At 63.9% G+C, this 20148-nt stretch carries 20 protein-coding genes and 1 tRNA gene; 9 read left to right on the top strand and 12 right to left on the bottom strand.

Annotated features, from left to right (window positions below):
- Positions 1-150: 150 nt before the first annotated feature.
- Together KC8_RS03590 and KC8_RS20200 are read right to left on the bottom strand one after the other, a co-directional pair.
- Entirely contained in the window at positions 151-549 is a 399-nt protein-coding gene (locus KC8_RS03590) for a hypothetical protein (RefSeq protein WP_029624793.1), read from the bottom strand.
- 67 nt (positions 550-616) lie between these two features.
- The gene (locus tag KC8_RS20200) at positions 617-1432 is read right to left on the bottom strand and encodes a DUF736 domain-containing protein (RefSeq protein WP_232455612.1); all 816 of its coding nucleotides are present in this window, start codon (positions 1430-1432) and stop codon (positions 617-619) included.
- Positions 1433-1617: 185 nt separating this feature from the next.
- On the opposite strand from KC8_RS20200, the gene KC8_RS03580 reads away from it, so the two are divergent.
- From KC8_RS03580 to KC8_RS03570, 3 genes are all read left to right on the top strand, one after another.
- Positions 1618-1953: a hypothetical protein gene (locus KC8_RS03580; protein WP_010127372.1), complete on the top strand. Its 336-nt coding sequence runs from the start codon at positions 1618-1620 to the stop codon at positions 1951-1953.
- A gap of 68 nt (positions 1954-2021) precedes the next feature.
- Positions 2022-2300, top strand: a complete 279-nt coding sequence (locus tag KC8_RS03575) for a type II toxin-antitoxin system ParD family antitoxin (RefSeq protein ID WP_007406011.1) — start codon at positions 2022-2024, stop codon at positions 2298-2300.
- A 2-nt stretch (positions 2301-2302) separates the two neighbouring features.
- Positions 2303-2611, top strand: a complete 309-nt coding sequence (locus KC8_RS03570) for a type II toxin-antitoxin system RelE/ParE family toxin (RefSeq protein WP_010127373.1) — start codon at positions 2303-2305, stop codon at positions 2609-2611.
- A 120-nt stretch (positions 2612-2731) separates the two neighbouring features.
- Here the strand turns inward: KC8_RS03570 and KC8_RS03565 are convergent, their stop codons facing one another.
- The 8 genes from KC8_RS03565 to dapB all read right to left on the bottom strand — a co-directional run bounded on the left by KC8_RS03565 (position 2732) and on the right by dapB (position 11748).
- Complete coding sequence (locus KC8_RS03565) at positions 2732-2956, bottom strand: hypothetical protein (RefSeq protein ID WP_010127374.1); 225 nt, start codon at positions 2954-2956, stop codon at positions 2732-2734.
- A gap of 104 nt (positions 2957-3060) precedes the next feature.
- Complete coding sequence (locus KC8_RS03560) at positions 3061-5193, bottom strand: ParB/RepB/Spo0J family partition protein (RefSeq protein ID WP_029624795.1); 2133 nt, start codon at positions 5191-5193, stop codon at positions 3061-3063.
- A gap of 423 nt (positions 5194-5616) precedes the next feature.
- Positions 5617-7944, bottom strand: coding sequence for a S8 family peptidase (locus tag KC8_RS03555; RefSeq protein ID WP_010127377.1), 2328 nt, complete (start codon positions 7942-7944; stop codon positions 5617-5619).
- A 91-nt stretch (positions 7945-8035) separates the two neighbouring features.
- The gene (locus KC8_RS03550) at positions 8036-9106 is read right to left on the bottom strand and encodes an AAA family ATPase (protein ID WP_010127379.1); all 1071 of its coding nucleotides are present in this window, start codon (positions 9104-9106) and stop codon (positions 8036-8038) included.
- A 387-nt stretch (positions 9107-9493) separates the two neighbouring features.
- Positions 9494-9570: transfer RNA gene (locus KC8_RS03545), tRNA-Arg, on the bottom strand.
- A 313-nt stretch (positions 9571-9883) separates the two neighbouring features.
- Entirely contained in the window at positions 9884-10273 is a 390-nt protein-coding gene (locus KC8_RS03540; protein WP_010127380.1) for a hypothetical protein, read from the bottom strand.
- A gap of 39 nt (positions 10274-10312) precedes the next feature.
- On the bottom strand, positions 10313-10972 hold the full coding sequence (nth, locus tag KC8_RS03535) for an endonuclease III (protein WP_010127381.1): 660 nt from the start codon (positions 10970-10972) through the stop codon (positions 10313-10315).
- A gap of 8 nt (positions 10973-10980) precedes the next feature.
- Positions 10981-11748: a 4-hydroxy-tetrahydrodipicolinate reductase gene (gene dapB / locus KC8_RS03530; RefSeq protein ID WP_010127382.1), complete on the bottom strand. Its 768-nt coding sequence runs from the start codon at positions 11746-11748 to the stop codon at positions 10981-10983.
- 368 nt (positions 11749-12116) lie between these two features.
- On the opposite strand from dapB, the gene KC8_RS03525 reads away from it, so the two are divergent.
- Entirely contained in the window at positions 12117-12572 is a 456-nt protein-coding gene (locus KC8_RS03525) for a hypothetical protein (protein ID WP_138956767.1), read from the top strand.
- Positions 12573-12675: 103 nt separating this feature from the next.
- The gene (locus KC8_RS03520) at positions 12676-13380 is read left to right on the top strand and encodes an NAD-dependent deacylase (protein WP_037496970.1); all 705 of its coding nucleotides are present in this window, start codon (positions 12676-12678) and stop codon (positions 13378-13380) included.
- 448 nt (positions 13381-13828) lie between these two features.
- Here the strand turns inward: KC8_RS03520 and mtgA are convergent, their stop codons facing one another.
- Both mtgA and KC8_RS03510 read right to left on the bottom strand, forming a co-directional pair.
- Positions 13829-14554, bottom strand: coding sequence for a monofunctional biosynthetic peptidoglycan transglycosylase (gene mtgA / locus KC8_RS03515; protein WP_010125614.1), 726 nt, complete (start codon positions 14552-14554; stop codon positions 13829-13831).
- 78 nt (positions 14555-14632) lie between these two features.
- Entirely contained in the window at positions 14633-15484 is an 852-nt protein-coding gene (locus KC8_RS03510; protein WP_010125615.1) for an SDR family NAD(P)-dependent oxidoreductase, read from the bottom strand.
- Between the two features lie 373 nt (positions 15485-15857).
- Here KC8_RS03510 and KC8_RS03500 point away from each other — a divergent pair, with 373 nt between their 5' ends.
- From KC8_RS03500 to dmpG, 4 genes are all read left to right on the top strand, one after another.
- The gene (locus tag KC8_RS03500) at positions 15858-17066 is read left to right on the top strand and encodes an acyl-CoA dehydrogenase family protein (RefSeq protein WP_037496189.1); all 1209 of its coding nucleotides are present in this window, start codon (positions 15858-15860) and stop codon (positions 17064-17066) included.
- 75 nt (positions 17067-17141) lie between these two features.
- A complete protein-coding gene (locus tag KC8_RS03495; RefSeq protein ID WP_010125618.1) occupies positions 17142-17918 on the top strand; it encodes a fumarylacetoacetate hydrolase family protein in 777 nt (258 codons plus the stop codon).
- A gap of 72 nt (positions 17919-17990) precedes the next feature.
- Positions 17991-18932, top strand: coding sequence for an acetaldehyde dehydrogenase (acetylating) (locus tag KC8_RS03490; RefSeq protein ID WP_086495517.1), 942 nt, complete (start codon positions 17991-17993; stop codon positions 18930-18932).
- A 97-nt stretch (positions 18933-19029) separates the two neighbouring features.
- The gene (dmpG, locus tag KC8_RS03485; protein ID WP_086495516.1) at positions 19030-20064 is read left to right on the top strand and encodes a 4-hydroxy-2-oxovalerate aldolase; all 1035 of its coding nucleotides are present in this window, start codon (positions 19030-19032) and stop codon (positions 20062-20064) included.
- Positions 20065-20148 lie beyond the last annotated feature (84 nt).

Below are 20148 nucleotides of genomic sequence, written 5' to 3'. Positions count from 1 at the left end.
CCCTTAGCAACCCGCGCCGCCCCGGCGGCGCATGGAAAGCCTGCCCGCATGGCGGGCTCCATCTAAAGGGTCCGGTCCCGCCCGGATTCCCTCCTCAAGCGAAGGACAGCCGGAATACCGGCGCGGCCGTCAGGTCAATGGAACGGCGCGTCAGTCGAACAGGTCGCCTTGCCGATACTCGGCGGGTTCCTCGCCTTCGCGGCCCTGCCAGACGATGCGATCACCCTCGTAGATCGTGACGAAGCCCTGGCCGCGCCGCTCCTCGTCGGTGGGTGGCGGCTTGGCCTCGAAATTGTAGCACCAGGACCGACCCTTGGTGCCGGCGAACGCGACCGGGCCGCCCGGCCGCAGCATCACCCGGTCGCAGGCGCCCCAAGGCTCGGCAACGCGGCGGCGGATCACGCCCATCTGATAGGCGTGATAGTCGCTTTCCTCGCGCTCGCTCGGCGGACGCCAGTGGCGACAGCGCCGGCAGCTCGCGCCGTCCGCGGGGCTTGGTCTGCGATCGTCGAGCGGCGGGCCGCCATTGTGGCCGATGCGATCGGTCATGGCGAAGATCTTTTTCGGGAGCGGAAAAAGGAGCGCCCCGCCCATTCCGGGCGGGGCGCGGAGCCGGTCAGCTTGCGAGCAGGTCGTATTGGCCGGCGGTGGTCTCGTTCTCGAAAAGCCGAAGATAGACCGGCTGAGCGACGACGGGATTGAGCTTGAACGAGATGTAGTTGCGTCCCTCCTTGCTGGTTTTCCGCCAGGCGGCGCCAAACTCGATCCGCTCGTCGTCGGCTGCGACGATGCGGAAGTGGGGGGCCTTCTCGTTGTCTTGGCCCTCGATCGGGCGGAGCACGACCTGTTCGGGGCGCTGGCCGAAGAACCGGATTTCGCCGGTGAAGCCGTCGTCGGTGGGGGTGAAGTTTCCGCAGAGCAACATAACGTCAGTCCTTTCTTGCCTCGGGACCGCGCCTGTCGCGGCCTCGATGGCTGTCGATCGGACGGGGGACGACCGGCCCGCACCCGAAGGGCGGAACGAAGTGGCTGGCGGCGGCGGGCGGTTTTTTTGGTATCGCGATGCAAAGCCGCCATGGCCGGCGGCGGAAAAAAATCGTTCGGCGCCGTTGCGGGAAGACGGGCGGGCTTCGGCCAGACAAGCCTTTCGAGAGCCCGCATGGGCGGCGGTGCCGTGCAAGATCATGGGCCTGACGGGATGTTCTGCGGGAGCTTTGCCGCCGCCGGCGGTGGCGGTGCCGGTGATGATCCGGTGCCAGAGGCAGGCGTCACGGGCGGGTTTCGAGCGGGCGAGTGCAAGGGCGACGCGGCCCCGGCTTTCGTGTCGTTGCGGTCGATGCAGCGGAGCGCGGCGCCGCCTTGCGGAAATCGGCGGAGGGACGCGGCCTGCATTTCGGGCAGGTTCAGGCCCGGCCTGTGCGATGCCGGTCAAGCGCCGGATTCGGGGACGGGATGCCGGCGAATACGGGCTGGCCGCGCTGGCGAGCGCAGCGCGTCGCCCGGAATGGGCGGGGCGCTCCATTCCCGCCGTTCCGGCTATGGCGACACTATCCATTGCCTTGTGTTCGTCATTTGTTCCATGATGCGGCTTTGCGAATCGAGATTGAGGAACGGTGTATGAGCGTGATGATCCGCGGCCAGGACCGCACCAGATTGAAGGTTATGGGCGATGTGGAAGCCGAGCTGGCGGTTCCGGCCGACAGCGCCGGACGCTGCTGGCTGAGCTTCTCGGACGGGACGCTGATCGAAGCGGCCTATGGCGAGGATGATGATTGCCGCTTCGCGGTCAGCGAGGAAGGCGCCGGGATCGTGCGGATTCAGCGCGAGGGCGACAGCGATGTGCTGCGGCTCGACTGGCGCGTCGAATGGGTGACGGTGGCCGGGGCCGACCATGCGGCGCGGGCGATGGCGCGCGGCGAGACCATGCCGGTGCTGCCCGGCCTGTTCGCATGATCGCTGCCGCAAGCACCTTGAAGGATCGCGCCAATAGGATTAAATCATATCCGTAAGGAGTGCCATCCATGCGGACGACTCAACAGTTCAGCGTGACGCTGCCGAACGACATGGCGGCGCAGGTCCGCGCCAAGGTGGCGTCGGGTGAGTATGCCAGCGAAAGCGAAGTGATCCGCGATGGGCTGCGCGCGCTTCAAGCGCGCGACCGGGCCGTCGAGCAATGGCTGCGCAACGAGGTTGTCCCCGCTTATGACGCCTACAAGGCCGATCCCTCGCGCGGCATTCCGCTCGACGACGTGCGGGCCGGTCTGGCCGAGCGCCACAAGCGGGCCGCCAAGCGCGGCTGAACGTGGGACATTCCATCGTCCTCACGCCGGAAGCGCGTGACCATCTCGACGCCATCTACGACCATATCGCCGCTGCCGCTTCCCCGGACATCGCGCGAGGATTCACCGATGGCATCCTCGGCCATATCGGCAAGCTGACCGACTTTCCCCGTCGCGGCACCATGCGCGACGATCTGCGGCCGGGCTTGCGGACGACGGCCTGGCGCCGCCGCGTGACCATCGCCTTTGCGGTGGAAGATACGGCGGTCGTCATAGTCGGGATCTTCTACGGCGGCCGGGATTTCGAGAGCCTGCTGCGCGAGGATTCATAGAAGCGCGAGCCGGGCCATGCCCGGCGAGCGCCGATCATCCCCATGACAGAGCGGCCGCGCCCGGTAAGGGGCGCGGCCGCGATTTTATGCGGGCTGTGATAGGGAAGCCGCAAGCGCCGATCAGCGGTGCGCCTCCCGCCAGCGCCGCGCCGCCGCCGCGTTGAACAACGGGCGGCCCGCACAGGCGCGATGCTCGGCTATGAAGGCGGCGCAATGGTCCAGAACATAGTCGTGGACGATGGTGCGATCCTCGGAAAAGTCGTTGATCGGTTCACCGCACCGGACACAGCAGAATAGTCCGGGCTGGTTGTTGCGGCGGGCAATGACACGGAACCGGCGGCGCATGGCAGGGCCTTCTTGCGGGGCGAGGCATCGCGCGGGAGAGGCTGCGCGACACCGGAACAAAAGGAAGGCCGGGACCGCCGTAGCGGCCCCGGCCCGATGCCGCTCTATTCGGCGGCAACCGAGTAGGCGGCGTCCTCGTCCACCGGCTCGGGGTCGGCGTCCGCTTCTGTCGGCTGCTCCACCGCTTCGACCTCCACGGACTCGCCGTCCTGCGCTTCGGTATCGGGGGCCTCCACTTCGGACGGCTGCGCGATCCCTTCGGCGTCGTCCGTCTCGACGGGTTCGGCCTCCGGCTCCGGCGTCCGCAACACAGCGGGAAGCCATCCGGTCCCGGCAAGACGCTGCTCGGCGGCTTCCGCCATCTCCGGCTTCTTCTTGTCCGCGATACGGCGGGCCGCATCCTCCGATACGCCTTCGGCCACGGCCTCAAGGATATGCGCCTTGGTGACACGGCCAAGGTAGCTGTCCACGGTCGGCGTCCAGTCCTTCGCCATGTCCAGCGTCAGCGCCGTCGCCAGCCTGTCCGCCGTTTGCAGCGTCCGGGGCTTGCGGTCCCACGGCACCCGCAGCGCATTGACGGTGCGGGCCGCGCAATGCGCCAGCAACGCCACAAGCTGCTCACGGTCCAGCGCGACGATGAAGCCCCACAGGTCGGCCACGTCACGCGGCATCCGCTCGGCCCATGCCTCATGCGCTTCGCTCGCCCGCGCCGCCAAGGGCGTGTCCTCGATCACCGCCGCATGACTGCCAAGCGGCGTCACGGTCGGACGGATTTCAAGGCAACCGGCCTCGGCATAGCTGTAGAACAGTTGCGCCGTAAGTGTGTGGGTCAGCGCGATTAACGCCACGTCGGGCTGCTCTGCCAGCGCCACGCGAAGGGCCAGCGTCCGGTGGGCGGACAGGTCGCGAATGAGGCTGTCGGAAATGGGCTTGCCCGGTTCCTCGTCCTCATCCTCGAAATCCTGCACGTCCTCGTCGCCGTCCTCGGCCTGCTCGCCCTCCACGGCCTCCGGGTCGATGGCGTCGGCCTCGTCCTCGGGCTGCGGATCGGCAAGCGCCTCGTCCTCGGGACGGACGAAACCCCGCTCGATCCTGACCGTGCCGTCATGGTGAAGCACCACGAACACCCCGCCATGCGCGATGATGTTGGGATCGTAGGTATGGCGCTTGGCCGAAATGGCGTCGATCTCGTCGGACACCGCCTCCAGCTTCGCCGCCACGTCCTCGGGCATTTCGTCATAGGACGAATAGCCTTCGGCAAGCTCGTCATACTCGGTGGACAGGGCCTCCAACCGGGCCTCGTCCTCGTCGGACAGGTCCACGGCCTGCGGATAGAAGCGCCGCATACCGTGGGCGTGGGGGTAGTCGATATGGGCCTCGGCCCATTTCCACCCTTCGGCCTGCACCTCACCGGCGACCTCCCGCAACTTCTCGGTGGCGAGCATATCCAGCAAGCCCGCATCCTCGAAGAAACCGCCCCGGTCCTCGGTGAACAGGTCGCGGATGATGTTGCCGCCTGCCTCGATATAGGCATCGGCTCCCACGAACACCGCACGGCGATCATCGGCGGGCACATTGCCAGCGGTCATGTCGCGCCGGATGATCCACGGCTCCCGGTTGTGATGCAGGTTCTCGAACACCTGCTCCTGCCGAGCGTGGTCCTCGGTGATGGCGAAGGCCATCAACTGATCCAAGGTCAAGCCATCCTCGCGATAGACCTCCAACAGCTTCGGGCTGACAGCGCCAAGGCGCAGCCGCTGCTTCACCACGCCAGCCGACACGCCGAACCGCGCGCCGATTTCCTCCGCGCCCCATCCCTTGTCCTCGGACAGTTCATGGAACCGCTCGAATTGGTCGGCGGGGTGCATCGCGGACCGGGTGACGTTCTCGTCCAGACTGATTTCGGACGGGTCGTTCTCGGTGTCCAGCCAGCAGCGAACCGGATGGTCCTTCTTGATCTCCTTGCGCTTGGCGCGCAGCAGATAGGAGAGCCTGCGACCTTCGCCAGCGGTGGCGAGGTAGTAGCCGGTCGGCTTGTCGCGCTTCATTTCCGGCTCGATCACGATATTCTGGATCAGGCCCTTGTGCGCGATGGATGCGGCCAGCGCCTCGATGGCGGCCTCGGTATGCGGCACCTTGCGGGCGTTCTTCGGGGACTTCTTGAGCTTGTTGAGGGGCACGAAAATCTCGACGCCCGACACAGGCTCAACAGCGGTCGTTTGGGTAACAGCGTTCATCACTTTTCTCCTTCAAACCGCACTCACCCCGGAATGGGGTGGGCGGCGAAAGAGCGACCGGAAGGCCCGCCGGCAGAGCCGGGGCGCACCCGAAGGGCCGGAACGCAGAGGAGGTAAGCGCGCTTGCGCGCGTTGCGCCCCGGCGCGGCGGGCCTAAAGGGAAGCGCCGCCCACACCATCGACGGGGAGAGTCACAAACAGACGCGATCGGGCCGGCGAAAGCCCTGGCCCGATCTCCGTAGCTTCCAAGAGACACAAATCCGCCGAGGCGGATTTACGGATCGGCGCGCAGGCGCCGAGCGGGGCGTTGCGGGGTGTCCCCGCAGAAGGGGTAGCGGGAGACCATCGGGCTCCCGGTCAGGGGAAGGCTTTCCCCAAGCGCGTGCCCGGTTCAACTGACTGGCTGGATGTCCAACAAACCGTTTAGATGGCCTGCCGAGGGGCGATGCCGAGCCGCTGGGCAACCTGCTCATAGATGCCAATCATACCGGGCATGGCGAGCGTAACAGCCAGCCCGAAAGGAACCGACTCATCAATCGGAGCGCCTGGGTCCGGGTCGCGCTGGACGATGAGGTCGATGGTCATGTCGGCACCGATGGCCGGCGCTCGATCGCCTTCCCAGCACCGCATGAAAATTGTGCCGCGATTTGTCTGGTTCGCGTCGGGCTGCAATTTGCGCGGCGCGACGCTCAGTGTGGCGAGGTCATCGGGATCAAGCAGTTTCAGCCGCACGGACCGATAGCTCTTGCGACCTGGCGAAACCGGCGTGAACCATGCCAACGTCGCGGCGAGGCTGTGCGGACGCGCCTGGCCACCCATTAGCGCGGGAATTGGCACGCGGACGGTGACAATACGTTCAGGTGGCAGCTCCCCGACCGCCCAGAAGGTCGCGCGATCATCCGCACAAGCCACGGCATCATCCGCGTCCACATAGCCGAAGCCGAGGAACCGCCGGACATTGTCCTTGATGTGCGTGTGATGACCGCCTGGTGGGCCGATCATTGCCTTGATCCGGTCGGCGGCCTGCTCGGGCCAGCGCGCCGGATGCACCAGCAGCGCTTTGAGCAGGACGGCGCGTTGGATGTGCGGTAAGGCGGCAAAGCCGGGATAGGCGGCTTCCAGCGCGTCATGGATACGGTGGCAGGTCCGGGAGGCGAGCGCTGTCGCTCCACTGGTGCCGCCGGTATAGGCTTCGGCGTTTTCGATTGCTCCGGTGCGTGGCGCAGCGACCTTTAGCCCGGCTGGCCGCGCCGGCCGCATGGGTTGGACAAAGATATGGTCGTCGGTGCGGGCGAGACGAAGATGCTCGCGGCCACCCGGCATGAGGATGTCGGGTTTAACGGCTTGAGCGAAACCCGGACCTAGCGCGCTCGATGGATTAGCCAAGCGTAGCTCGGGAAAGGGATCGACATTGCCGCGCGCTAGGCGGCGGTCCGCATCGGACACCCAATCGTCGTTCGACGCGCCTACGGTGACGCCGTTGATCGTTTCAGAGGGTGAGAACAGTCGCCGGTCGGCCATGACATTGCCAAGGGCCGCAAGGGTGCCATCGGTGCGTGCGGCGCCGTCGGCATCCTCGAACGCCATGTGCGTCGGGAAGGCGGGTATGCCGATCAAATCCCTTACGTTGCCCGCGCTCACGAGGAAAAGGATGCCGAAGCGATAAGCGAGCCGGTCTAACAGTCGTGCCCAGGGCGAAAGGCCAAGATGAAACGGCCGTCGTGAATTCCCGAGCGAAAGGTTGACGATCAGCACGCCCGGCGCGGTGGCATCCTGCCCCTCGCGCATCGCAAGGACAGCCAAATAGATCACGTCGATTATGAGGCGGCGGCGCGGAAACTCGTCGCCGGCGCCCATGACCGGCACCACATGAACACGGCGCGGCAAAACCGGCGCAGGATTGTTCCGATCGCCATGAATGATGAGTGACGCCATCGCGGTGCCGTGGACACGCTGGTCAACCGGCGCTTCCGGCTCCAGTCCGAACTGGTCATCGAGGACCACATGCCGAGCAAGCAGAGGATGTGCTGCGATTGGCACGCCGTCGAGCAACGCCAAGATCGGCTCGCGTAGTTCAACCTGTGGCGGGACGGCACCGACTTCACTGGCATCATCGACTTCGATCGACGTCGCCAGGCTCTGAGGCCGGATATGCATGACCGGATCGAGGCCGGCGATGCTGCCGGCACGCCGGGCAATGATCTCGCGGACAGCGCGCACCGGCATGTCAGCGAGCAGCGCATGATAGGCAATGTCAGACAAGCGCGCGCGGAAAACGATGGCGCCACCGCGAGCGATCACCGCCGCCCGGACTTCCTGTTCTTGCGCCTCGGCCTGTCGGTCGTTGGCCCGAAAAATCAGCTCGATTTCGAGAGGAACAAGCTCGTCGTCGGCGCGGCCCTCGATTTCCTCGGCCAGAAAATTGGCATCGAGCGGCTGAACCCGGTCTTGCGGTCCCCAGGGCCGCAGATCCCGCAGCAGCTCGAATACGCCGCGCCAAGGCGTCTCGCCGCGATCAAGCCTACCGTCGTTCCATCGCCGCCACAGCGACACCAGCTCAGCGAGCGCCCGTGCGTCAGGCATCATGAGATAGGCGACGGGCGCCTTGTCATCGTCGCTGCCGATTTCCTCCTCGTCCACCAGCTCTAGGCCGGGGACGCGCTGGACGGCAGCGGCGAAGTTGCTGACCGAACCACGCACCTCGAAGACAAGCAGCCGCTCAGGTGCGAGCGCCGCTGGATCAGCACGCAATTCGAGGCCGCCAGGATCGCGCGCGAGGACTTGGGCGAGCCTGTCGAACCGGGGGCTGAAGGTGCCGGTTTGCCGGTCGCGCGGAAAGGGCTCAGGCGGTCGGGGAAACCGTGCTGCGCCGGCGGGACGCTGCCTTGGCTGGTCGGGCGTCAACCTCAGCAGAGGCTTCGTCGGATCGCTTGGCATCTATCAGTTCAGGCCGCACTCGCGACGCCCAGAGGTCAAGTTCCTTCGCGAGCGCATCATCAATGCCGATCTCCCCCAAGCCCAATATTTGTCTGCGCCGAACATTCTGGCAGAAATCCAACGCCTCAGCGTAGCTGGTTTGTCCAAGTTTGGCAGCGATCTTTTGTAAAGATAAGCGCGGCGCTTCGGGCCATCCCGAAATGATGCGGTCCAGAAAGACTTCGATCATCTTGCGGTCGGGTGCCGGGAAAGCGAGCCGCATCTGGAAGCGGCGCCAAACGGCGCGGTCTAGCAACTCGGCATGATTGGTTGCCGCGATCACGATCACGTAAGAAGGGAGCTGGTCGAGCTGCATGAGCAGGAAAGACACTACACGCTTGATCTCGCCGGTTTCGTGGGTGTCGCCACGCTCTTTGCCGATCGCGTCGAATTCATCGAAGAACAGCACGCTAGGCTGCGTTCGGACATAATCGAAAAGCTTGCGAAGGCGCGCATTTGTTTCGCCAAGGTAGCTGCCGATCAGCGCATCGTAACGCACCACGAAGAAGGGCAGCGCGAGAGATTCGGCAATGGCTTCGGCAAAGGATGTCTTTCCGTTACCGGGCGGCCCCGAAAGCAGGACGCGATGCCGCGGCTCGTAGCTGTGCGCCCGCAGAATGTCAGCGCGCACATGCTCCTCGATGAGCTGGCGCCCATTCTCGCGCGCAGGGAGCGGGAGTAGGAGGTCGTCAAACCGGATTCGGGGCTCGACCTCGATGATCGCATCGCGCCCCGGCCCGATCTGGGGTTGGGAGGTAGTGAGCGGCGGCGGCGTGACCGGAACGGTCGACAGAGCGCGCTCGATGCGGTCCGCGAGGATATGATGCTTCTTAGCGCGCTCGTCGGCAACGATTGCCTCAGCCGCCGCGCGCAACGTCTCACGGTCGCCAGAAACACTGGCTCGAACGAGTGAAACGAGATGATCCGCGCGTGCCATAGCCCTCTGAAAGTCGAAATCCCCCCGTCGCCATTCATGGCGACAGTCGCAGCGTAACGAAAATCTCGCGCACTGTAATGTGCTATCGACATTTTCGGGCTGACCTGAATCGGAAACGCGCCAGATCGAATCTGCTTCGGCGCAGAAGCTGGTTCCGGTGCGGTCTCATTCGATGAACGCAGCGACGCCACGGAGTGTCCTGCGCCGCTCATACAAAGCTTCCCCCTGAGCGCCATTTAGGTGCGGTGAGTGCCGAATGAGTCGTTTTCGATCGAAATTCAAGGGCTTGCGAGTTCTAAGCCGCCAAGCTGGTGAGTTTCGAGAATGACGAGATAGCAATTTAGGAAGATTGCAAATCCGCTACGCCACTGATTTTATAGGATAATTTGGCGCACCCGACAGGATTCGAACCTGTGGCCTTCGCCTTCGGAGGGCGACGCTCTATCCAGCTGAGCTACGGGTGCGGATGGCTTGAAGCCGTATGATTTGCGCCGAAGAAGGTCAATCCGCGATCAATCGGGCCGTCCAATCGCGGTGAGTTTTTGGTGAGTTTTTTCGTTCGTCCTTTCTTGGGCCTTTCTAAGTGCCCGGATTTCCTGTATAAAAACACTGCTCTCGCGTTGGACGTGAGCCTTCGGAGGGCAGCGCTCTATCCAGCTGAGCTACGGGTGCGTGGTGAGGGCGCTTAGCAAAGGCTGGGGCAGGGGGCCAGCCCAAATCGGCGGCCCCTGCATCAAAACTTAAACTTCGGCGCCGAGGCGCATTTTTCGGGGTCGGTTATTGGGTGGCTTTCACCATTTCCTGGAAATGGCCCAGCCCGCAACTGGCACCCGGGCTCAGCCCGCCGCCCGTCGTCGTCAACACGGTGATGATGTCCGTCGAGCAGAGCTGGCTGAGTGATGTCTTGTAGCTGAACTTTTCTTCGAATCCGAGTTGCGGGCAGCGCATCGGCAGCGTGTTGCGGTAGATCTTTCCGCCCTGCATGTGGAAATCGATCGTGTTGTCATCCCGGACCCTGGTTTCGCGGATCTGGGCGAGATTGACGCAATCCAGTTCCTTCGCGTCGGCCTTGGCAACAAGAGTGTCAGGTTTCTTCTTCGCGGCCACGGGAGACGAAATGGCGAAGGCCGCCATGGTTGCAGCGGCGATGATCGCTTTGATGTTCATGTCCATCTCTCCTGTCCCGACACGGGGATGACGGAGGCGTCAGGCGCTGGCCTTGGCATCGGCCGGCGACAACGTCTTCGGCTTGAACGCGCACAAATCCGCGACCGGGCAGCGCCAGCATTCCGGGCGGCGGGCCTTGCATATATAACGACCATGCAGGATTAACCAATGGTGCGCATGGCGACGGAACGGCCCCGGCGTTGCTTTTTCCAGCTTGAGTTCGACGGCGAGCGGGGTTTTCCCCCTGGCAAGGCCGGTGCGGTTGCCGACGCGGAAGATGTGCGTGTCGACGGCGAAGGTTTCTTCGCCGAACGCGGTGTTGAGTACGACGTTGGCGGTCTTGCGGCCGACACCCGGCAATTCTTCGAGTGCTGCGCGATCGCGGGGCACTTCGCCGCCATATTTGTCGACGAGGATGCGTGCGGCTGCGATGACGTTCTTGGCCTTGGTGTTGAACAGGCCGATCGTCTTGATGTGCTCGCGCAGGCCATCTTCGCCGAGGTCGAGCATCGCCTGTGGCGTATCGACTTCGGCAAAGAGCCGGCGGGTCGCCTTGTTGACGCCGATATCGGTCGACTGGGCGGAAAGCGCGACGGCGACGAGAAGGGTATAGGGATTGCTATATTCCAGCTCGGTCACCGGCGTCGGATTATCTTCCGCCAGCCGCCGATAAAATTCGAAGATATGGTCGCGCTTCATCGCGACGGTCAGAGGCCGAGGACGTCGTTCATCGTGTAGCGGCCGGGCGCCCTACCGGCGAGCCACAGCGCCGCCTTCACCGCACCCTTGGCGAAGATCGCGCGGCTTTCGGCGCGGTGGCCGAGTTCGATCCGTTCGCCTTCGCCGGCAAAGACGACCTGATGATCGCCCGCGACTGAACCTCCACGCAGCACGGCAAAACCGATCGCGCCTTCGGGCCGCGCGCCGGTGATGCCATCGCGGCTGCGCACCGCAACATCATCGAGCGCGACCGCGCGCCCGGCGGCGGCGGACTGGCCGAGCAGCAGCCCGGTGCCCGATGGCGCATCGACCTTATGACGATGGTGCATCTCGACGATTTCGATATCCCAGTCCGTCCCCAGCCGGGCGGCGGCTTCCTGAACGAGATGGGCAAGCAGGTTGACGCCAAGCGAGGTGTTGAACGCCTGCAGCACCGCGACCGACTTTGCGGCTTTGTCGATCAGCGCATGGTGCGCGGGTTCAAGCCCGGTGGTGCCGATCACGATCGGCGTGCCGGCGGCGACGGCGGCGTCGAGGTGGGCGGCAAGGGCCGACGGCGAGGAGAAATCGACCATCGCGTCGCTGGCGGCGGCAAGAGCCGTGGCATCGGCGAGCAGGGTAACGCTGCCCAGATCATCGGCCGTCACGCCGGGCCGGTCGATCCCGCCGGCGACGATTGCCTTGGCATCGACAGCCGCCGCCGCGATCGCGCGTCCCATGCGTCCGCCTGCGCCGATGATGCCGATCTTCGTCATGCCAGTCTCCAATTCGATCCGCGCGCTTATTGGGCGAGGTAGGTGCGCGAGGCAATGGGCTGTGGAGCGCTTGCGGCGAGGTTAAGTTGAGGAAGTTGAGGATATCCAGCATGTTTTGAAATGACCCGGCTGGGGCGCGCGATCCGGAGGCATTCGGCTGTGTTCCGGGCTTTTCGGGAATGTCTTGGGGGAAGGGAATGGTTCATCCCGCAGATATAGAATGGCCCGTCTTGTGTAGGACAGGGGCATGAGGGACGGGGACGACACTTTGCCGTTTTGGGTGTTCCGCATTGCGCCATCCATCGCGATCTTCGTTTGAAATTAACCAGATACCTTCAATGTCGTTGGTGGTGACAGAAGGAAATCCGGTGGGAATCGACGCTGCGAATATGTCTCTGGCCGCTACCCAGCGACCACAATCACCGGCCGTCGCGCCGAGCGGCCCTGCCGCATTCTCGACCATCATGGCCACTGCCACGGCGGATGCCGCCCAGGTTGGAACGGGGAATGTTGCGCGGCCCGATTTCACCAGCATGACCCGCAAGGACATGTTCGACTGGATGAACGGCAAGATCCGCAATGGAGAAATGTCGCTCGATGACAGTTCGGCGTTCCTGGGAATGACGATCCGGATTCCGGTAGGGGCAACGCAAGGCGCGCCAGTCGCGCTCGATAATCGGGAGCGGGTCGATTTCGTGCAGATGACGCAGAATGGCATTGCCGGTGCGCTCTCCCGAAACGACGATGTGACGCGCAGGATGCTGGAAACGGCCTTGCAGATCATGCGGCACGATCGCGCGAGCCACGTCGATCAACGCGCCTGAGCATACCCTACCCATTCGCCATGCCGGGGGAAGCAGACACGGCGTGAGGCGGGCTGCATTCATCCCATAGCCGCCGAGACGGCCTCCCTTTATGCTCCATGCCATGCGGGACATATCGAACATCGTGATCCTCACTGGCGCCGGCGTTTCGGCGGAGAGCGGGCTGGCTACTTTTCGCGGGCCGGATGGGCTGTGGGAAGGGCACCGGGTGGAGGATATCTGCACGCCACAGGCACTGGCACGCGATCCGGTGCTGGTGCAGACATTCTATGATGCGCGCCGGGCGGCGCTGGCGACGGTGGAACCGAACGCTGCCCACCGGGCGTTGGCGCGGCTGGATGCGGAATGGACGGGCGATCTGCTGATCGTCACCCAGAATGTCGATGATCTGCACGAGCGGGCAGGCGCCGTACGGATGCTGCACATGCATGGCGAATTGAAATCGGCCTTGTGCCGGCGATGCGGCGGGCGGGCGCCATGGGCAACGGATTTGATTGATGGACCGGCCTGTGGGGCGTGCGGGCAGGCCGGTGGGCTGCGGCCGGACATCGTGTTCTTTGGGGAAATGCCCTACCAGATGGAGCGGATCGAAGCGGCGCTGGAGGATGCGGACCTGTTCGTTTCAATCGGCACGTCGGGCGCTGTGTATCCGGCTGCGGGCTTTGTGCAGACCGCGCGGCATTATGGCGCGCAGACGCTGGAGTTGAACCTCGATCCGTCGGCCGGCAGCCATTTTTTCCACGAAACGCGGATCGGGCCGGCAAGCCAACTGGTGGTCGAATGGGTGGACGAGTTGCTGGACGGGTAGGGCGTTCTGGGGGGGGGGCAACGGCCGCTTACGGGAAATGCCGACGTGACGTGGAATGACCGGAAAGTCGGGGGGAGCGGACCTCCTTCCCCCGTCACCCCGGGCTTGACCCGGGGTCCCGCTTCTTCTGTTCTGCTGTCATGGAACGAGATCGGCAAGGCGGCTGGGTCTACATCATGGCCGATCGCTATCGGGGCACCATGTATGTGGGCGTGACATCGCATCTGGCGGCGCGAATGGAAATTCGCGCTGATCGAGCGGGGCAATCCCGAGTGGCTCGATCTCTATGCGCACCTTGCCTGACGCGACCGTTAAAGCGGGACCCCGGGTCAAGCCCGGGGTGACGACGAGATTTAACGAACGGCTGCAATGTCGGCGTGTCCCGACAATCCGCTTTGGCTCCAAAAAATGCCGAAGAGCGGACGCCATTCGACTTTGTCGGGGCGGTCTAGCGCAAACAGCGATCGAAGCCGCTGCGCTGGACCACGCCAATGCGACCGGCGATCCTGTTGCCATGGCGACGGGTGAAACCGGTGGGGGCGGTGGCCTCGCGCTTTTTGGGCAATGGCAGGACGGCGGCGATGCGGGCGGCCTCGGTTGCCGTCAGCCGGGACGCATCATGCTTGAAATAGCGGATCGCGGCGGCGTTTGCGCCATAGGTGCCGATGCCGGTTTCGGCGATATTGAGATAGACTTCCATGATCCGCTGCTTGCCCCAGATCAGTTCGATCAGGACGGTGAACCACGCTTCCAGCCCTTTGCGGAAATAGCCGCCGCCCTGCCACAAAAAGGCGTTCTTGGCGGTCTGCTGGCTGATCGTCGATCCGCCGCGAATACGGCCGCCGTCGGCGTTTTCGGCCATCGCCTGCTGGATCGCCTTGAAATCGAAGCCGTGGTGCGAACAGAAATTCCAGTCCTCGCCGCCGATCGCGGCGCGGGCCATATCCGGGTCCATCCGCGACAGGCTCATCCAGTCCTTGGTGATGCCGCGTCCGTCGATCGCGTTGCCAAGCATGGTGAAGGTGACGGGTGGCGGCACGAATTTGTAGATCAGCACCCACAGAAGTGATCCGGCGATGAAGGCGATGGCGCCCCGGATGCTCCAGCGCAGGATGCGCCGCGGCCAGGATTGCCCGGCGGGTTTCCGTTTTCGTGCCGATTTCGTGCGTGCCATCGCTGCCGCTTAGCCTGTCCTCATGAAACGGAAAAGGCCCGGACGACGCCGGGCCTTTTCTTCATTCGGATCGTGCGGTCAGCGCACGATCGCCGGGTGCGGAATGCGCGGTTCGCCGAGCATTTCGCGATAGGATGGTGGGGTCTTGCCGTCGTCGGTGATGCCATAGGCCTGCGCCTGTTCGGCGACGATCAGCGTCTGGCCGGAAAGCTCCATCCGCTTGGGATCCTGGTGGATGCCGGCGATGACCTTGCCGGTAAATTCCGGGCTTTCGCCGATCTTCAGGAATTCGGTGTACTGGTCCGGCCGTTCTTCGGCGGCGCGGCGGGTGCGTTCGGTGACGAGCGGGCCCATCCAGACGGAGACGGCCGCGACATTTTCGTCCTTGAGATCGACGCCCATATCGGCGGCGAACTTGTCGACGCCGGCTTTCTGCGCGCCATAGGCCGGGCCGTGCATGTAGCAAACGCTGCCGAACGACGATGTGAAGGCGATCAGCGATCCGCCCGTCTTGATCATCAGCGGGGCGGCATAGAAGCTCGCCACATATTGCGAACGCAGGCCGACGTTGAGGATGTCGACCAGACCGAGCGGGCGTTCCCAGAAGCCGCCGGGGGTGATCAGTTCGTCGTGAATGTGCGCGACATTGTTGACGAGAATGTCCAGCCGGCCTTCTTCGGCCTCGATCTGCTTGAACAGCGCCTCGACCTGTTCATCCTTGGCATGATCGACGGCGACGGCAACGGCCTGGCCGCCGGCGTCTTCGATATGCTTCACCACGCTGTGGATCGTGCCGGGAAATTCGGCGGTGCCTTCCTTGGTGGTCCGGCCGGTGACATAGACCTTGTACCCGGCGGCGCCCAGTGCCCGCGCGATCCCGGCGCCCGCACCGCGACTCGCACCCGTTACCACCGCTACCTTGTCAGCCATGCCTGTCTCCTATTGCAATTCGGCCATTACGTTGCGCCAAACAACATAGGACTTGCGTAACGTAAAGAGCGAATCTTTGCGCATATGGATTTGCGGCCGGATATGCGTAAGCGTCACCGCTTCAAGGCTTTCGAGGCCGTAATCGCGCCAAAACCCGCATCGAAGGCGGCCCGAGCAGGCCGGGCAGGGCGCAAATGGCGACGGGCATTGCGCGCCAGGCTGATCCATCGCATTCCGATATTCGGCGGTGAGAATTGAAGTCTCGCATTGTTGACGACTTGCGTAGGCGGATGCTAGTTTCGCTACGAATAAGCTGAAACCCGTCGAATGAACCTGTTGCTGTTCACAGACGGGCGTCCATGTGGAGAGTTTAATGGCGACCGCTTTGGATTCGAAAGGTTCTCACGTGATTCCGACGCCGGAAGAATTGATCGAGCGCGCTCGCGCTATGGTGCCCGCCCTCAAGGAACGGGCCAAGCGCGCAACGGCGGACTGGAAGGTTCCCGACGAAACCATCGCCGAAATGCAGGAGGCGGGCTTTTTCCGCATCCTCCAGCCGAAGCGCTGGGGCGGGTATGAAATGCACCCCAACACCTTCTTCGAAGTGCAGAAGCTGCTGGCGCAGGGCTGCATGTCGACGGGCTGGGTGTACGGCGTCGTCGGCGGCCACCCGTACGAACTGGCGCTGTTCCACGATCAGGCCCAGGTCGATGTGTGGGGCGAGGATGACAGCATCCTGGTTTCGTCGTCGTACCAGCCGGTCGGCAAGGTCGAACGGACCGAAGGTGGTTTCTACCTGTCCGGCCGCTGGGGCTTTTCTTCGGGCAGCGAGCATTGCCAGTGGGTGCTGCTTGGCGCGATGATCCCGCCGGCGGAAGCGGGCGGCCCGCCCGACATGCGTACCTTCCTCGTCCCGCGCACGGACTATAAGATCGATCGCACCTGGGACGTGTTCGGCCTGCAGGGCACCGGTAGCCATGATATCGTCGTCGATCGTGCGTTCGTGCCGGATTATCGCACGCACAAATCGTCGGATGGCTTCCTGTGCACCAATCCGGGCCAGAAGGAAAATGACGGCGCGCTGTATCGGCTGCCATGGGCGCAGGTGTTCCTGCGGCTGGTGTCGTCTGCAGCCCTTGGTGGCGCCCGCGCGGGCGTCAACGCAGCGGTCCAGATCACCAAGGATCGCGTGTCGACCAACACCGGCAAAGCATCGAAGAGCGATCCCGTGCTGCTCAACGCGATCGCCAAGGCATATGCCCAGCTTGATGAAATGGAACTGGTGCTGCGCCGCAACTTCGACGATCTGATCGCGATCGCCGAAACCAACCAGCCGATCCCGATGGAAAAGCGCACGCTGTACCGTTACCAGTCGGCCAGCGTCGTGCGCCGCTGCGCGGACCTGATCGACGATCTGATGCCGCTGCTCGGTGGCCGCGCCGTTTATAATTCCAGCCCGATCGTCCAGCCCTGGCTCGATCTCAACGCGGCGCGTGCCCACGTTGCGAATGATCCGAACAATATGGGGCCGGACGTGGCGAACGGATTGATGGGTGAAGGTCCCGCCTTCCTGTTCCTGTAAGGCTAGGGCATAAGCGCGATCGTCGTCGGGGAATTGCCCCGGCGGCGATCTTTGCGGTTGAGAGGGTCGGGTATCTTGAGCAAGGCTGAACAATACGGGCAGGAGCTTTACACCGCGCTGCGCGAACGGCGGACGGTGACACCATTGATGGCGCGCGATACGACGCTGACGATCGATGACGCCTATGCGATCTCGCTCGATGCGCTCAAGCGCCGCCAGGCCGATGGCGAAAAGGTAATCGGCAAGAAGATCGGCGTTACCAGCAAGGCCGTTCAGGACATGCTGGGCGTTCATCAGCCCGATTTCGGGTTCCTGACCGATCAGATGTGGATCGAAGGCGATATCGATATCGCCGCGACCGGGCTGATCCAGCCGCGCGCCGAGGCGGAAATCGCCTTCATCCTGAAATCCGACCTGAACGGCCCGGGCATTACGGCGGCCGACGTGCTGGCGGCGACCGAAAGCATCGCGCCATGCTTCGAAATCGTCGACAGCCGGATTCAGGACTGGAAGATCGGCATCGTCGATACGGTCGCCGACAACGCGTCCTGCGGGGTGTTCGTGGTCGGTGATGCGCGCGTCGATCCGCGCGATTTCGATTTGCCGGCGCTGCACGTCACCGTCACCAAGAATGGCGAGCCTTTGTCCGAAGGTTATGGTTCGGCCGTGCAGGGATCGCCGTTGCAGGCGGTGGCGTGGCTGGCCAACACGCTGGGCGCGCATGGCGTGACGTTGAATGCGGGCGATATCATCCTGTCCGGCAGCCTCGTGCCGCTGGCACCGGCGGTGGCGGGTGACGTTTTCGAGATGGAGCTGCACGGCATCGGGCGCTGCACCGCGCGTTTCGTGTAAGATGTTTTGGCCGCGATGGGCGATTCACCGGGCAAGCCTGCCCGCCTCGCCATCGCTGTAGGAGTAGCTGACGTGGGCAAGGTCAAGGCGGCGATCATTGGTTCGGGCAATATTGGCACGGATTTGATGGTGAAGATGGTGAAGTACCAGCAGAATATGGAGTTGGCGGTGGTCGTGGGGATCGACGCCAATTCGGAAGGTCTGGCGATGGCGCGGGAGCGCGGTGTTGCGACGACGCATGAGGGGCTTGAAGGCCTGATGGCGATGGACGTGTATCCGGAGATCGGGATCGTGTTCGACGCGACATCGGCTTATGCGCACAAGGTGCATGATGCGGCGCTGCGCAAGGACGGCAAGCTGGTGGTCGATCTGACGCCGGCGGCGATCGGGCCGTACACGATCCCGCCGGTGAACATGGAAGAGCATCTGGACCAGACCAACGTCAACATGGTAACGTGCGGCGGGCAGGCTACCATCCCGATGGTGGCGGCGGTCAGCCAGGTGGCCAAGGTGCATTATGCCGAGATCGTCGCGTCGGTTTCGTCGCGGTCGGCAGGCCCTGGCACGCGCGCCAATATCGACGAGTTCACCCGCACGACCGCGAACGCGATCGAAGCGGTGGGCGGCGCGGAAAAGGGCAAGGCGATCATCATCCTCAATCCGGCCGAACCGCCGATGATCATGCGCGACACGGTGTTCACTTTGTCCGAAGGCGCGGATGAAGAGACGATCCGTGCATCGGTGAAGGCGATGGTCGCCAAGGTGCAGGCCTATGTGCCCGGCTATCGCCTGAAGCAGGAAGTGCAGTTCGAACGGTTCGGCGACAACAACAAGCTGAAGATCCCGGGCCGCGGCGAATTTACCGGCATCAAGACCTCGATCTTCCTCGAAGTCGAAGGCGCTGGCGATTATCTGCCGAGCTATTCGGGCAATCTGGACATCATGACGGCGGCGGCCAAGGCCACCGGCGAACTGATGGCGCGCAAGATTCTCGATAAGCGGGCGGCCGCCTGACATTCTTGCCCGTCCGTCCCGTGCGAAGGCTAGGGACGGGCAGCGGGCGCACCGTGTCTCGACCCTGCTCGACACGAACGGACTTTAGGATCTGACGATGACCTTCGATCCCACCACCAACAAGCTCTATATCCAGGACGTGACGCTGCGCGACGGCATGCACGCCATCCGCCACATGTACGGCCTCGATCATGTCCGCGCGATCGCCAGGGCGCTGGACGAAGCCGGCGTCGACGCGATTGAAGTCGCACATGGCGACGGGCTTTCAGGCGCCAGCTTCAACTATGGTTTCGGCGCGCACACCGATTGGGAATGGCTGGAAGCGGTTGCCGAAGTGCTGACCAAATCGGTGCTGACCACCCTGATCCTGCCGGGTGTCGGCACGGTCGAGGAACTGCGCCGCGCTTATGATCTGGGCGTGCGTTCGGTGCGCGTGGCCACGCATTGCACCGAAGCCGACGTGTCCAAGCAGCATATCGGCATCGCCCGCGATCTGGGCATGGATGTGTCGGGCTTCCTGATGATGAGCCACATGATCGAGCCGGAGCGGCTCGCGCAACAGGCCGTGCTGATGGAAAGCTATGGCGCGCAGTGCGTCTATGTGACGGACAGCGGCGGCGCGCTCGACATGGATGGCGTGCGCGATCGGCTGCGCGCCTATGACAAGGTGCTGAAACCCGAAACGCAGCGCGGCATCCACGCCCACCACAATCTGTCGCTGGGCGTGGCCAATTCGATCGTGGCGGCGCAGGAAGGCGCGGTCCGGATCGACGCCAGCCTGACCGGCATGGGCGCGGGCGCGGGCAATGCGCCGCTCGAAGTGTTCATCGCTGCTGCCGAACGCAAGGGCTGGAACCATGGCTGCGACGTGATGAAGCTGATGGATGCGGCCGAAGATCTGGTCCGTCCGCTGCAGGACCGCCCGGTCCGCGTCGACCGCGAAACCCTCGCGCTCGGCTATGCCGGGGTCTATTCGTCATTCCTGCGCCACGCCGAAAAGGCCGCAGCCGATTACGGCCTCGACACCCGCGCCATCCTCGTCGAACTCGGCCGGCGCAAGATGGTCGGCGGACAGGAAGACATGATCGTCGACGTCGCTCTCGACATGATCAAGGCGCGCGACGCCGCCTGAAGGAATGAAGGCCCATGCCAAAAAGGCGGGGCCGGACGATAGACCACCCCCGCCGGCGGCGGGGGATGGGGAGGAATGCCTGAA

It is taken from the genome of Sphingomonas sp. KC8, from assembly GCF_002151445.1.
In the GTDB taxonomy this organism is placed as follows: domain Bacteria; phylum Pseudomonadota; class Alphaproteobacteria; order Sphingomonadales; family Sphingomonadaceae; genus Sphingomonas_E.
The sequence above is the reverse complement of the archived record's forward strand: the minus strand, read 5'-3'. Positions and strand labels throughout refer to the sequence as shown.